The 13385-nt window shown below is 63.7% G+C and carries 15 protein-coding genes; 11 read left to right on the top strand and 4 right to left on the bottom strand.

Annotation, left to right across the window (positions count from 1 at the left end):
• The first annotated feature begins 165 nt into the window (after positions 1 to 165).
• From IVB28_RS04575 to IVB28_RS04615, 9 genes are all read left to right on the top strand, one after another.
• The gene (locus IVB28_RS04575; RefSeq protein WP_007596280.1) at positions 166 to 318 is read left to right on the top strand and encodes an aa3-type cytochrome c oxidase subunit IV; all 153 of its coding nucleotides are present in this window, start codon (positions 166 to 168) and stop codon (positions 316 to 318) included.
• Positions 319 to 455: 137 nt separating this feature from the next.
• Entirely contained in the window at positions 456 to 1583 is a 1128-nt protein-coding gene (locus tag IVB28_RS04580) for a Re/Si-specific NAD(P)(+) transhydrogenase subunit alpha (RefSeq protein WP_247524857.1), read from the top strand.
• 11 nt (positions 1584 to 1594) lie between these two features.
• Positions 1595 to 1912, top strand: coding sequence for a proton-translocating transhydrogenase family protein (locus IVB28_RS04585; RefSeq protein ID WP_024337650.1), 318 nt, complete (start codon positions 1595 to 1597; stop codon positions 1910 to 1912).
• A gap of 39 nt (positions 1913 to 1951) precedes the next feature.
• Entirely contained in the window at positions 1952 to 3349 is a 1398-nt protein-coding gene (locus IVB28_RS04590; RefSeq protein ID WP_247524858.1) for an NAD(P)(+) transhydrogenase (Re/Si-specific) subunit beta, read from the top strand.
• A 212-nt stretch (positions 3350 to 3561) separates the two neighbouring features.
• Positions 3562 to 4359, top strand: coding sequence for an alpha/beta hydrolase (locus tag IVB28_RS04595; RefSeq protein ID WP_247524859.1), 798 nt, complete (start codon positions 3562 to 3564; stop codon positions 4357 to 4359).
• 97 nt (positions 4360 to 4456) lie between these two features.
• Positions 4457 to 5791 (top strand): sodium:proton antiporter, encoded by a 1335-nt coding sequence (locus tag IVB28_RS04600; RefSeq protein ID WP_247525340.1) that lies wholly within the window; start codon positions 4457 to 4459, stop codon positions 5789 to 5791.
• Positions 5792 to 5840: 49 nt separating this feature from the next.
• Entirely contained in the window at positions 5841 to 6938 is a 1098-nt protein-coding gene (locus IVB28_RS04605; RefSeq protein ID WP_247524860.1) for an ionic transporter y4hA, read from the top strand.
• Between the two features lie 20 nt (positions 6939 to 6958).
• Positions 6959 to 7243 carry a cupin domain-containing protein gene (locus tag IVB28_RS04610; RefSeq protein ID WP_247524861.1) on the top strand — a complete coding sequence of 95 codons (285 nt, stop codon included), beginning with the start codon at positions 6959 to 6961 and terminating at the stop codon, positions 7241 to 7243.
• A 92-nt stretch (positions 7244 to 7335) separates the two neighbouring features.
• Positions 7336 to 8289, top strand: coding sequence for a hypothetical protein (locus IVB28_RS04615; protein ID WP_247524862.1), 954 nt, complete (start codon positions 7336 to 7338; stop codon positions 8287 to 8289).
• Positions 8290 to 8315: 26 nt separating this feature from the next.
• On the opposite strand, the gene IVB28_RS04620 is transcribed toward IVB28_RS04615, so the two are convergent.
• Positions 8316 to 8984 (bottom strand): tetratricopeptide repeat protein, encoded by a 669-nt coding sequence (locus tag IVB28_RS04620; protein ID WP_247524863.1) that lies wholly within the window; start codon positions 8982 to 8984, stop codon positions 8316 to 8318.
• Positions 8985 to 9235: 251 nt separating this feature from the next.
• Complete coding sequence (rpsU, locus tag IVB28_RS04625) at positions 9236 to 9544, bottom strand: 30S ribosomal protein S21 (protein WP_007596265.1); 309 nt, start codon at positions 9542 to 9544, stop codon at positions 9236 to 9238.
• Between the two features lie 260 nt (positions 9545 to 9804).
• On the opposite strand from rpsU, the gene aqpZ reads away from it, so the two are divergent.
• Positions 9805 to 10527: an aquaporin Z gene (gene aqpZ / locus IVB28_RS04630; RefSeq protein ID WP_247524864.1), complete on the top strand. Its 723-nt coding sequence runs from the start codon at positions 9805 to 9807 to the stop codon at positions 10525 to 10527.
• A gap of 86 nt (positions 10528 to 10613) precedes the next feature.
• Positions 10614 to 11567, top strand: coding sequence for a hypothetical protein (locus IVB28_RS04635; RefSeq protein ID WP_247524865.1), 954 nt, complete (start codon positions 10614 to 10616; stop codon positions 11565 to 11567).
• A 106-nt stretch (positions 11568 to 11673) separates the two neighbouring features.
• On the opposite strand, the gene IVB28_RS04640 is transcribed toward IVB28_RS04635, so the two are convergent.
• Entirely contained in the window at positions 11674 to 12780 is a 1107-nt protein-coding gene (locus IVB28_RS04640) for a 5-(carboxyamino)imidazole ribonucleotide synthase (protein ID WP_247524866.1), read from the bottom strand.
• On the bottom strand, positions 12777 to 13265 hold the full coding sequence (gene purE, locus IVB28_RS04645; protein ID WP_247524867.1) for a 5-(carboxyamino)imidazole ribonucleotide mutase: 489 nt from the start codon (positions 13263 to 13265) through the stop codon (positions 12777 to 12779). Before purE ends, IVB28_RS04640 begins: the two co-directional genes overlap by 4 nt.
• Positions 13266 to 13385: the final 120 nt, after the last annotated feature.

Below are 13385 nucleotides of genomic sequence, written 5' to 3' on the forward strand. Positions count from 1 at the left end.
CCGCCACGGTGATCGATCAGGGCTGAGCGGCGCGCGCGCCGGATTCCCGTCAATCGGAATCCCAAATGACCTGATTTGCGGGAAACCGCGCCCCGGCGCCGTTGCCCTGCCCGAAGCTTTGCGGTATCCCAGCCCAAGAATTCGACTTTCGACTGGGGACAATCCATGGCTGATCATAGCGAAGTGGCGTACAGCACCGCCGACGGCAACGACTACGTTGCCCACGAGCAGACCTACGAGGGCTTCATCAAGCTGGTGAAGTACGGCACGGTCTCGGTCGCGCTCATCGTGATTCTGATGGCGATCTTCCTGACCTGATCTATCGGCGGCTGCACACGCCAGCGGCAGCAGCTGCCCACAATATTTGCATCCAAGCCGGTCCCAAAACCGGTATCGAACGCTGCGGGAGTAACGCTTAGTTTGCGCGCGCGCTGTCCCGCGCCGCCGGAGGGCCTATGAAGATCGCCGTTGCCAAGGAAATCGATCCGTCGGAGCCGCGGGTCGCCGCGTCGCCTGATACGGTGAAGAAGTTTAAGGCGTTGGGCGCCGAGATCGCCGTCGAGCCAGGCGCCGGCCTCAAGTCGGGCCTGCCGGATTCCGAATTCACCGCCGTGGGCGCCACCGTCAGCGCAGACGCGCTGAAAGATGCCGACATCATCATCAAGGTGAAGCGTCCTGAAGCCTCCGAGCTGTCGCAGTACAAGCGCGGGGCGCTCGTCATCGCCATCATGGACCCCTATGGCAACGAGGCCGCGCTGAAGACGATCGCCGATGCCGGCGTCTCCGCCTTCGCGATGGAGCTGATGCCGCGCATCACGCGCGCGCAGGTTATGGACGTGCTGTCCTCGCAGGCGAACCTTGCCGGTTACCGCGCCGTGATCGAGGGCGCCGAGGCCTTCGGCCGGGCTTTCCCGATGATGATGACGGCGGCCGGCACCGTGCCTGCCGCAAAAGTGTTCGTGATGGGCGTCGGCGTCGCCGGCCTGCAGGCGATCGCGACCGCGCGCCGTCTCGGCGCCGTCGTCACCGCGACTGACGTGCGGCCTGCGACCAAGGAGCAGGTCGAATCGCTTGGCGCGAAATTCCTCGCCGTGGAGGACGAGGAATTCAAGAACGCGCAGACCGCCGGCGGCTACGCCAAGGAAATGTCCAAGGAGTACCAGGCCAAGCAGGCCGCGCTCACCGCCGAGCACATCAAGAAGCAGGACATCGTGATCACCACCGCGCTGATTCCGGGCCGGCCGGCGCCGAAGCTGGTCAGCGCCGACATGGTCAAGTCGATGAAGCCGGGTTCGGTGCTGGTCGATCTCGCCGTCGAGCGCGGCGGCAATGTCGAAGGTGCGAAGCCGGGCGAAGTCGTCGACCTCGATGGCATCAAGATCGTCGGCTACACCAACGTTGCCGGCCGCGTCGCGGCCTCGGCCTCCAGCCTCTACGCGCGCAATTTGTTCAACTTCATCGAAACGATGGTCGACAAGACCAGCAAGGCGCTGGCCGTGAACTGGGACGACGAACTCGTCAAAGCGACCGCACTGACCCGGGACGGCGCTGTGATCCACCCGAACTTCCAGCCGAAGGTTTAAGGAGAGCTGCCATGGAGCATGCTGCACAGGTCGTCGACCCCTTCATCTTCCGGCTGTCGATTTTCGTCCTCGCCGTTTTTGTCGGTTATTTCGTGGTGTGGTCGGTGACGCCGGCGCTGCATACGCCGCTGATGAGCGTGACCAACGCGATTTCATCGGTGATCGTGGTCGGTGCGCTGCTCGCGGTCGGCGTCGGCATGGTTTCGAGCGGCTCGGGCTGGGCGCGCGGCTTCGGCTTCGTCGCGCTGATCTTTGCCTGCGTGAACATCTTTGGCGGCTTCCTTGTCACCCAGCGCATGCTGGCGATGTACAAGAAGAAGTCTAAGTAAGCGGCCAGCTCGGGCTGAAGGGATTAATGGGGACCTGAGATGAGCGCCAATCTCTCTGCATTCTTGTATCTCGTGGCGGGGGTGCTGTTCATCCTGTCGCTGCGCGGGCTGTCGAGCCCGGCATCGTCGCGCCAGGGCAATTTGTTCGGCATGATCGGCATGGGCATCGCGGTCGCCACCACGCTGGCGAGCCATCCGCCGGCCGACGGCGTGGCCTGGGTCCTCGTGATCCTCGGGATCGCGATCGGCGGTGCGATCGGCGCGGTGATCGCCCGCCGCGTGCCGATGACCTCGATGCCGGAACTGGTCGCCGCCTTCCACTCGCTGGTCGGCATGGCCGCGGTGCTGGTGGCCGCCGGCGCGTTCTACGCGCCCGAGGCCTTCGACATCGGCACTCCCGGCAACATCCATCCGCAGAGCCTGATCGAGATGTCGCTCGGCGTCGCCATCGGCGCGCTGACCTTCACCGGCTCGGTGATCGCGTTCCTGAAGCTGTCGGCGCGCATGAGCGGCGCTCCGATCATCCTGCCGTTCCGCCACATCATCAACATCGGGCTCGCATTGGCGCTGGTGTTCTTCGTGGTCGGGCTGGTGCTTTCCGGCAGTGCGATCGACTTCTGGCTGATCGTCATCATCGCACTGGCGCTTGGCGTGCTCATGATCATCCCGATCGGCGGCGCCGACATGCCGGTCGTGATCTCGATGCTGAACTCCTACTCCGGCTGGGCCGCCGCGGGCATCGGCTTCACGCTCGGCAATTCCGCGCTGATCATCACCGGTGCGCTGGTTGGTTCATCCGGCGCGATCCTGTCCTACATCATGTGCCACGCGATGAACCGGTCCTTTATCTCGGTCATCCTCGGCGGCTTCGGCGGTGAGACCGCCGCTGCGGGCGCTGGCGGCGGCGAGCAGAAGCCGGTCAAGCTCGGCTCGGCCGATGATGCGGCCTTCATCATGAAGAACGCGCAGAAGGTCATTATCGTGCCCGGCTACGGCATGGCGGTGGCGCAGGCGCAGCATGCGCTGCGCGAGATGGGCGACATCCTGAAGAAGGAAGGCGTGGAGGTGAAATACGCCATTCACCCGGTTGCCGGCCGCATGCCCGGCCACATGAACGTGCTGCTGGCCGAAGCCAACGTGCCCTATGACGAGGTGTTCGAACTTGAGGACATCAACTCCGAATTCGCGCAGGCCGACATCGCCTTCGTGATCGGCGCCAACGACGTCACCAATCCGGCGGCCGAAGAGGACAAGACCTCGCCGATCTACGGCATGCCCGTGCTTCAGGTCTGGAAGGCCGGCACCGTGATGTTCATCAAGCGCTCGCTCGCCTCAGGTTATGCCGGTATCGACAATCCGCTGTTCTATCGCGACAACACCATGATGCTGCTCGGCGACGCCAAGAAGGTCACCGAGAGCATCGTCAAGGCGATGTAGCCCGCGAGGGAAACGGACCGTGGCCATCAACAGGGAATGGCACCGGTCTCATCGCATGCCACTGAAGGCGACGTGCGAACAGCGCGTTGCACGACACGCCGCCCACAAGGCGGCGTGCGGCTGTCGCGATGTTCCGGCGAGCCTTCGGCCGGAGGTCATGAAATTGCTGCGGAGCCGTCGCAAGCCCTGAGCCGAAAGGCTTGCTGCGCATCATGACCATCTTCAAGTGGATCGCCATCCTCCTGGTGACCGTCTATGGCGCCGGTCTCGTCGTGCTCTATGTCCGCCAGCGCGGGATGCTGTTTCCGATTCCGCCCGTTGGTCGCACCGCGCCGGATGCCGCGGGCCTGCCCGAGGCGGAAGAGAATATCCTGACGACGCGGGACGACGAGAAGGTCATCGTCTGGCATGTGCCGGCAAAGCCCGGCCGTCCCGTCATCCTGTACTTTCCGGGCAACGGTGATTTTCTCGCCGGCCGGGTCAGTCGCTTCAAGGCGATGACGGCGGACGGCACCGGCCTCGTCGCGCTGTCCTATCGCGGCTATGCCGGCTCGAGCGGCGCCCCGAGCGAGCAGGGCGTGCTGCAGGACGCGGCCGCCGCGTATGCCTTCACCACCGCGCGCTATGGAGCGGAACGAATCGTCGCCTGGGGCTTTTCGCTCGGGACAGGCGTGGCAGTTGCGGTCGCCTCGGAGCATCCTGTTGGAAAACTCATCCTGGAGGCACCCTATACGTCGACGGCCGACATCGCGGCTTTATCGTTCTGGTTCGTTCCGGTGCGGCTTCTGATGCGCGATCCATTTCATTCGGACGAGCGCATCGCGCGCGTCACTGTGCCGCTCCTCGTGATGCATGGCACCAATGATCTTGCCATTCCGATCGCGTTCGGAGAGCGTCTGTTCGCACTCGCGCATGAGCCCAAGCGGTTCGTTCGCATGGCGGGCGGTGGGCACGACAATCTCGATCAGTATGGCGCAATCGAAACGGCGAGAAATTTTATTGGCGATTAACGGTTTGTTTGCACGTCGGGGTTCCGCGGTCGTCGTCTCCTGCTTGACGCTTTTGCCGCAGAATGCGTTTGCGGCGAGCGGGCTCGACGGCGCGGCGATGCGCTGGCCCTATGCGCTGCCGTTTGCCGGCCTGTTGCTGTCGATCGCGCTGGGGCCGCTGCTGTTTCCAAAGATCTGGCACCATCATTACGGCAAGATCAGTGCGGCCTGGTCGCTGCTGGCGCTCGCCGCGCTCGTCGTCTTTGCCGGCACCATGGCCACGCTGGCGGCCTTCATTCACGCCATGCTCGCCGAATATCTCGGCTTCATCGTGCTGCTGTTCGCGCTCTATGTCGTGGCCGGCGGCATCCTCATCACCGGCGACATCAGGGCCACGCCGGCGACCAATTTGGGCATCCTCGCGCTCGGCACTGCGGGGGCGAGCATCGTCGGAACCACGGGCGCCGCGATGATCCTGATCCGTCCCCTGATCCGTGCCAACCGGGCGCGGCGCCACAACGCCCATGTCATCGTCTTCTTCATCATCCTGGTCGCCAATGTCGGCGGCGCGCTCAGCCCGCTTGGCGATCCCCCGCTATTCGTCGGCTTCCTGCACGGCATCGACTTCTTCTGGACCACGCGAACCATCTGGTTGCAGACCGCGATGGTGGCCGGACTGCTGCTCGCCATCTTCGCCGTCATCGATCTCTGGCGCTTCCGCAGCGAGCCACCGCCCGGCGAGGCCGGTCCCGCGCAGCCGGTCCGCATCCGCGGCCTCGTCAATCTGGTGCTGATCGCGGCCATCGTCGCGAGCTTGCTGGCGTCGGCGGTGTGGAAGCCCGGCATTGCGTTCGACATTCTCGGTACCAAGCTGGAGCTGGAGGACGTTGTGCGCAATCTGGCGCTGCTGGCCATCGCGACGCTGTCGGTGTGGCTCACGCCCGACGAGCACAGGCAGGCCAACGGCTTCACCTGGGAGCCGATCCGCGAGGTCGCAAAGCTGTTCGCGGGCATTTTCGTCGCCATCATCCCGGTCATTGCCATGCTCAATGCCGGCCATCGTGGCGCCTTCGCCTGGCTGCTCTCCGCGGTGACGGGACCGGACGGTGCGCCGCGCGAGGTCGCCTATTTCTGGTTCACGGGCCTGATGTCCGCGTTCCTCGACAATGCGCCGACCTATCTGTTGTTCTTCGAACTCGCCGGCGGCCAGCCGCAAGTGCTGATGCACCAGCTCTCGGGCACGCTCGCTTCGATCTCCATGGGGGCCGTCTACATGGGGGCGCTGACCTATATCGGCAATGCGCCGAACTTCATGGTGAGCAGCATTGCCAGCGAGAACGGCATCAAAATGCCGAGCTTCTTCGGCTATCTCCTGCGCGCCGGCGCCGTGCTGATCCCCCTGTTCCTGCTGCTGACGCTGCTGCCGGTGGCGCCGATCCTGCACTGGCATTGAATCTCGCGCCTGATTTGCTACTGCTCGTTGAAGCAAATGGAAGCGGTGGATGAGCGCGCATAATCCCATGCCCCGGTCGGCCTGGATCTTTCCGGCGCTCGCCGTGCTGTTGTTCGCAGCCGTCAGCGCGACAAACTACGTGTTCACGCTCTCGCCCAGCGGGCTCGTCTTCGCCATCGTCCTGCTGGTCGTCCTGTTCGGCGCGGTGTTCGCCGCGGTTCATCACGCCGAGATGATCGCGGAGCGGGTCGGCGAACCCTATGGCACGCTGGTGCTGACGCTCTCGGTGACCATCATCGAGGTGGCGCTGATCACCACGATCATGCTGGGCGACAAGCCGGCGCCGGCACTGGCGCGCGATACCGTGTTCGCCGTGGTCATGATCGTCTGCAACGGCCTCGTCGGGCTTTGCATCTTCATCGGCGGCCTGCGCTATCGCGAGCAGGGCTTTCAGCTCTCCGGCGCCAACGTCTATCTCAGCGTCCTGTTCGCGCTCGCGACCATCACGCTGATCATGCCGAACTACACCACAACCACGCCCGGCCCGGTCTATTCGACGATTCAACTCGGTTTCGTCGACGTGGTCACGCTCGCACTGTACGGGGTGTTTCTCTACACCCAGACCGTCCTGCACAAGGATTACTTCGTTCACGAGCGGCCGGACGGCGGCAGCGGCGAGGCGCATCAGTCGGGCAGGATGCTGGTGCTCAGCGTCGTGCTGCTGCTGGTTGCGCTGCTGGCGGTCGTGCTGCTCGCCAAGAAATTCTCGCTGGTGGTCGATGCCGTCGCGGCCAAGATCGGGGCGCCGCCGGCCTTTACGGGACTTCTGGTCGCGCTCCTGATCCTGATGCCGGAAGGCCTCGCGGCCGTCTCGGCGGCCCGCAAGAACGACCTGCAGAAGAGCATCAACCTGGCGCTGGGCTCGTCGCTGGCGACAATCGGGCTGACCATCCCAGCAGTCGGCGTCGCCACCTACGCGCTCGACAAGGAGCTCGAGCTCGGCCTCAACGCCCAGGGCAGCGTGCTTTTGCTCCTGACCTTCTTCCTGAGCATGCTGACCTTCGGCACGGGCAGGACCAATGTCCTGTTCGGACTGGTCCATATGGTGGTATTTGCGGTCTACGTGTTCATGGTCTTCGTGCCCTGAAACGCATAGGGGGAGTTCCGATGCTTGCCGCCAAGTCCGAGGTTCAGATCGAAAATGAGGAGGTCCGGGTGACGGAATGGCGCCTTCCGCCCGGCGGGGCCACCGGGCATCACACCCATGGCATGGACTACGTCATTGTTCCCGTCGTCGCGGGAGAGATGACCATCGTAGCGCCGGGCGGCGAGCGTTCCAAGGCACAGCTTGCGGCCGGTAAATCCTATTTCCGCAAAGCCGGCGTCCAGCATGACGTACTTAACGAAACCTCAACCGAGATCGTGTTCCTTGAGATCGAGCTGAAGCCGTAAGTCCGGCCTTTCCACTTGCCATCGATCCGTCGCAGTTGATCCCTTACAATGCCCCAAAGTTCCCGCATCAGATCGCGCGGGGAGTGGCCGGAATGCTGAAATACTTCGCTAAAATCTCGATGGATATTTTGCCCTCGGTGCTCGCCACGATCATCGGGGCGTATATCGTTAACCACTACATCAACGCCAAGCCGGCGGCTGATGCCCCTGCGGCCGTCATGGCCCCCGCTGAAGCCGGCAAGACCGGCAAGCCCGCCGATGTCGCCAATCTCCCGGCCCCTGGCGTCAAGGCCAAAGGCATTCCCGAGAAGAGCGTGACCGACAAGCCGGCTGAAAAGGCTGCCGATCAGCCGATCGTCGAGCACAAGGCTGCGGATGTGACGCCAGCCGAGACCAGTCCGCGCGGCAAGCCGTCGGCGCGCGAGAAGGCGGCCGCCAAGTCGACGCCGACGTCGACCCCGGCCGTCGCTGCGGCCGCTCCCGCTGCCCCGGTGGCGGAGGCCAATTCGGCCCCGGCTGCGACCCCCGACGCCAACGATCTCGTGCGGGCCGCGATCGAGCGCCTGCGCAAGTCGCCTGAGATCAAGTCGTCCGAAGGCAAATCCGCTGAGGCCAGGTCTTCCGAAACCAAGCCTGCCGAGGTGCGGCCGTCCGAGCCCAAATCGGCCGAGAGGTCGCCAGAGCCTGCGGTGCGGGAAGCCGCGCGCACGCCCGAGGCCCCGCGGGTCATCAGCATGGAGCCGGCGACGGTCCGTCCGCTGCCGCCGCCGATCACGGTATCGACGCCCTCATCCGAGGCCTATGGCAATGATGCCTCCTCGTCGGCCAATCCGCCCTACACCGCCTCGGTCAGCAACAGCGATCCGAATCGGATGACGCCGCCGGCTGACATTCCCGTGCCGGTGATCGCGCCGCCGCTCGATCTGCGCGCCGACGCCGGCGCCTCCTTGCCGCGGCCGAAGAAGACCAACGTCGCCGACGAGATGCTCTCGGGCATGAAGTCGATGTTCCACTCCGTTCTGCCGAAGAGCCCCACCCCCGACTAAGACAGCGCCTGCGCTGCGTCAGATCGTCAGCCGCCGACGCGGGCAAGGCCGCTGCGCGCGGCGTCGTCGCGTGGGCGAAGCGAGACAGCCCTGGTGTAGGACGCCGCCGCCTTGGCCTTGTCGCCCAGCCGTTCATAGGCCTGTCCGCGCGTGGTCCAGACCTGCGCGTTGTGCGGATCGGCCTCGGAGGCCTCATCCAGATCGGCTGCGGCCTCCTTGACCTTGCCGAGCGCGAGATAGCTGGTGGCGCGGCCGAGCAGGGGCTCGACCTTCTGCGGGTTGAGCCCGCTTGCAGCGGTGAAATCGGCGATCGCGAAGTCGTGCTGGTTATTGCCCTGATAGATCAGGGCGCGGCCATAGAGGGCCTGGGCATTATAGGGATCCAGCCCGACCGCGCGATTGAACTCGTCGAGCGCTGCCGCGGTCTCGCCTGACTTCACCAGGGCTTGCGCTTTTGCGGTGTGGGCCTGAGCTTCGGTGACGCTGCCGGCGCTCACCGCGCTCTCGGCGGGCGCTGCCGCCTTGGGTGCGTCCTGAGGCTTGTCCTTTTCCGGCATCAGCGATCCCAGATCGAAGGAGCAGCCGCACAGCGCAATCCCCATCAAAGCCAGCGCGAACGGCCGCTGCCAGATCCGGCATCGCCGCGCCAAGCCGCGCTCGGGGAAAGAGCCGCGCTCGGGGAAAGGGGAGGCCATCTACGGTTCGCTCGCGCTAGAGCATGATCCGGACCCGAAGGGCCGCGTTAGCGAAAAGTGTGCAGCGGTTTTCCGAAGAGACCATGCTCGGACAACAAACTAAAGCGCGATGATGCTTTGTCCTAAATCGTCGCGCTTTAGCGCCGCATCGGGAGTGCCCCGTCCCAGAAAAGGCACCGCTCACAAACAATAACGCGGGCCAGCGGCCCGCGTCATCGGAAACTGAAATCTTGCTAAATGCGCCAGGTAGATCAGCGCGGTCCGCGCGGACCCGCACTTGCACCTGCACCTGGGCCACCGCGACCGCCACGATCACCGCCGGGGCCGGCGCCGAACACCGGCTTCGGCTTCATCGGCAGCAGGCCTTCGCGCTGCAGCTTCTTGCGGGCCAGCTTGCGCGCGCGGCGCACGGCTTCGGCCTTTTCGCGGGCCTTCTTCTCGGAGGGCTTTTCGTAGTGACCGCGGAGCTTCATCTCGCGGAAAATTCCCTCGCGCTGCATCTTCTTCTTCAGCGCCTTGAGGGCTTGATCGACATTGTTATCGCGAACGAGAACCTGCACGCGGCATCCTCTTCAGTGGATCGGATTTGAATTCTGGTAAGACGAAGGGGATGGCGAAACGCACAAGCCCTTAACCTTGAGGGCGCGGATGTATCAGACAAAAGCGGGGATGTCCACCGGCCAAGCGGGGATTTAGGCCAAGTTCAGCCACTAAATAAGGCAGAATACCATCGTGCGGCCCTGATTTGGGGGATTTGACGCCAAGGCTGGGGCCGTTTCCGGAGCCTTGTTCCGGAAAATTTGAAAGTAGGGGACGACACATGGATATCAAGAAATACGCCGCTGAAGCCATCGGCACTTTTTGGCTCACATTCGCAGGTTGCGGGAGCGCGGTCATCGCCGCCGGCTTTCCTCAGGTCGGGATCGGCCTGGTCGGTGTCTCCCTCGCGTTCGGCTTGAGCGTCGTCACGATGGCCTATGCCATAGGCCATATCTCGGGTTGCCATCTCAACCCGGCGGTCACGGTTGGTCTTGCTGCCGGCGGCCGTTTTCCCGCCGGGCAGATCCTGCCCTATGTGATCGCCCAGGTGGCCGGTGCGATCGTGGCGGCGTGGCTGCTCTATGTCATCGCCAGCGGTGCGCCCGGATTCGACGTCAGCAAGGGCTTCGCATCCAACGGCTATGATACGCATTCTCCGGGCCAGTACAGCATGATCGTGTGCTTCCTCACCGAGGTGGTGATGACCATGATGTTCCTGTTCATCATCATGGGGTCCACTCATGGCCGCGCGCCCGCAGGCTTCGCGCCGCTCGCGATCGGGCTCGCGCTGGTGATGATCCATCTCGTCAGCATCCCCGTTACCAACACGTCGGTGAACCCGGCGCGCAGCACAGGCCCGGCGCTGTTCGTCGGCGGCTGGGCGACGGCTCAGCTGTGGCTGTTCTGGGTCGCGCCGCTGATCGGCGGGGCCCTCGGCGGGGTGATCTATCGCTGGCTCAGCGAGGAGCCGGCTGGCGTCGTCGCGGGCGCGAAGACGGCGTAGAGAGCGTTTTCGAGCGAAGTGGATACCGGTTCGCGTCAAGAAAACGCGTCGAAACAGAAATCGCGGAACGGGATCGCAGCTGGAGCATGATCTGGACCCGAAGGGCGGCGTTAGCGCAAAGTCTGGAGCTGTTTTCCGAGAAGATCATGCGCAACGACAGTCAAAGCTGCGGTCCCGGAACTCCTCTACGCGCGCGCGTGTCGCTCGAAGGCACGGAGATGCAGGTCGAGGACAAAATGGTCAATCTCGCGCCCGGCATGGCGGTGACGTCGAGATCAAGACGGGGCGGCGAAGGAATCATCGAGTGCGATGTCGCCGTTGTTAAGATATCGGCAGGAGAGCTTGAGAGAGCGATGAGAGCACGCGCGACGAACAACGCCTATGGCCTGTTTGCGAGTTTCCGCAGTCAGTTTCAACTGGCGACTCAGGGCTTATTTATCGAATGCGCAAAGGTGATTCTCCTTGTTGCTCCGCTTTCAGCATTTTGCGAGCAGTCCAGGGCAGAGGACGCGAGCAGGTCGTTGATGAGTCTGCATTTTGGAGAGACGACGATTGTCTTCGAAAAGAAGACGCTCAATTGGATCAGCGGCTATCAAAAGAGGCCGGATCAATTAGCAGAATCAACAATAAACCTTCGCAACAACGCGTCCGTTTTCTTCACGCCCCCATTTGCGATTCCGGCGTGCCTTGAAATTGGACAGGTGGTCTTGAGCTATGAGACGATCGCGCCGATCCTGCGTCAGCCGCTCTTCATCAGCTATGCTCCGACAGCTACTGAATACCAAGGGATCTCGCAACTCAAGCCACCATCCGGACGACCTGTACTGGATCTGTATCAATTCGAGGCCAGCGACTTGAAGGATTTCTGGGGGCAGCAAATAACCTTCTATCGCGAACCTCCAACGACAAACGTCAAAATACAACTGACGCGCGACACTCATCTTCGCGTCCCCGCCACAACTGGACGCTGCTTCTTTGAACGTGGCGAGGCGACGATCAGGCAATTGATCTCGTCCATAAGCGACAAGATTAAGCAATAGGAGTAGGGGCGACGTACGGGCTACACGCTGACCACAACGGAACTCGCTCAACTCAAGGAGCTAAAAGCGCGCATCGATCCGAGCGAGACGCCCATCTACTGTCCCGCTACTTGCTCTTCGTCGGCCTGACTTCGGTGACGTGGCCCATCTTGCGGCCGGGGCGGGGCGCTCCCTTGCCGTAGATGTGCACCGTGGCGCCGGGGACGGTCAGCCATTTTTCGTAGTCGTTGATCTCGTCGCCGATCAGATTGGTCATGGTGACGATGTCACCGTGGCGCACCGGCTTGCCGAGCGGCCAGCCCGCGATGGCGCGGATATGCTGCTCGAACTGCGAGACGGACGCGCCGTCGAGCGTCCAGTGCCCGGAATTGTGCACGCGCGGGGCGATCTCGTTGACCAGCACCTTCGGTCCGGTGCCATTGGCGAGCACGAACATCTCGACGGCGAGTACGCCGACATAGTCGAGCGCGCTCGCGATCTTGCCGGCGATGCTGCGCGCCTCCTCGGCGAGCGAATCCGGGATCGGCGCGGGCGCGCGCGATATCTTCAGGATATGGTCGCGGTGTTCGTTTTCGGTGACGTCGAAGCATTCGACCTGGCCCGTGATCGATCGTGCGGCGATCACGGAGATCTCGCGCTCGTAGGGCACGAAGGCTTCCAGGATCGCCGATTTCGTGGTGAGGCTGGTCCACACTTTGGCGATGTCGTCGCCCTGGCGAATGATGGCCTGGCCCTTGCCGTCATAACCGAAGCGGCGGGTCTTGAGCACGGCCGGCAGTCCGATCCTGACGATCGCCTCGCGCAATGAAGCCACTGAGGTGACATCGGCGTAGGCTGCGGTGCCGATGCCGAGCCGCGTCACGAAATCCTTCTCGGCGAGCCGGTCCTGGGTGGTCTCGAGAATCTTGCGGTTGGGGAGCACGGGCCGGCGCGCATCGAGCACCATCGCGGCCGCGGCGGGCACGTTCTCGAATTCGTACGTGATCACGTCGACGTCGTTGGCAAACAATTCGAGCGCTTCGACATCGGCATATTCGGCGCAGGTCGCGTTCAAGACGACGTCGAAGGCCGGCGAGTCCGGATCGGGCGAGAACACCTGGCAGCGCAGCCCGAGCCGCGCCGCAGCCGTGGCCAGCATCCGGCCCAATTGTCCGCCGCCGAGGATTCCGATGGTGTCACCGGGCTTCAGCTTCACGAGCCTGGTGTCGGTCACGCCTTGCCCTCCGGGCGCTCGGCGACAGCCTCGGTCTGAGCCTTGCGCCAGGCGGCGAGGCGATTGGACAAGGCCGGGTCGGACAATGCCAGGACAGAGGCTGCGAGCAGCGCGGCGTTGATCGCGCCGGCCTTGCCGATGGCGAGGGTGCCGACCGGGATCCCGGCGGGCATCTGGACGATGGAATAGAGCGAATCCAGGCCCTTGAGCGTCTTGGATTCGACGGGAACGCCGAATACCGGGAGTTCGGTCAACGCCGCCGCCATGCCGGGCAGATGTGCAGCGCCTCCAGCGCCGGCGATGATGACCTTGTAACCCGCGGCCTTGGCCCCCTTGGCGAAAGTAAACAGCCGGTCGGGGGTGCGGTGGGCCGAAACGATGCGGGTGTCGGCGGCAACGCCGAGCGCGGCAAGCGTGTCGGCGGCATGCCGCATCGTGTCCCAGTCCGACTGGCTTCCCATGATGATGGCGATCGGCGCGGTCATGACGTTAATTGTGCCTGAAAAACAGAAGGATAGGCCAGATTAGCGGTTCCGGCCGGCGGCTCGCAAGGCGGTGGCAAGGAGAAGGGAATCCACTATCCTGTCTTGGTGAATCCCCGCAAG

This window comes from Bradyrhizobium sp. 199 (genome assembly GCF_023073355.1).
Taxonomy (GTDB): Bacteria; Pseudomonadota; Alphaproteobacteria; order Rhizobiales; family Xanthobacteraceae; genus Bradyrhizobium.